This is a genomic window from Mycolicibacter arupensis, assembly GCF_002086515.1.
Classification (GTDB): domain Bacteria; phylum Actinomycetota; class Actinomycetes; order Mycobacteriales; family Mycobacteriaceae; genus Mycobacterium; species Mycobacterium arupense.
Genome location: NZ_MVHH01000137.1, coordinates 1 through 270, shown reverse-complemented (window position 1 = coordinate 270; position 270 = coordinate 1). Strand labels below are relative to the sequence as shown.

The following is a 270-nucleotide window of genomic DNA, read 5'->3' as shown; positions in this document are numbered from 1 at the left end:
CGGGTGCACCGCACGCCTCCTCGGCGCCGCAGCCCTCCCCCGAGCCGCCGAGCACCAGTTGGATCCAGCAGCTCCAGCAGCGTCAGTGGTGGATCGCGGGCGGGGTTGTCGTCATCGCCGCCGCACTGGTGGCCTACGTGATGCTGACCGGCGACACCAGCACAAACGAGGACACCGCCACTTCCCCCTCGACCAGCGTCGCGCAGGTCCCGGCAGGCCCGACCACCACGGTTCCGTCCGAGCCCAGCGCCCCGGCCACCCCCACCAACC

At 72.6% G+C, this 270-nt stretch carries 1 pseudogene; it reads left to right on the top strand.

Going from position 1 to position 270, the window contains the following annotated elements:
- A pseudogene (locus tag BST15_RS22320) lies at window positions 1–270 on the top strand (hypothetical protein); the annotation flags it as partial.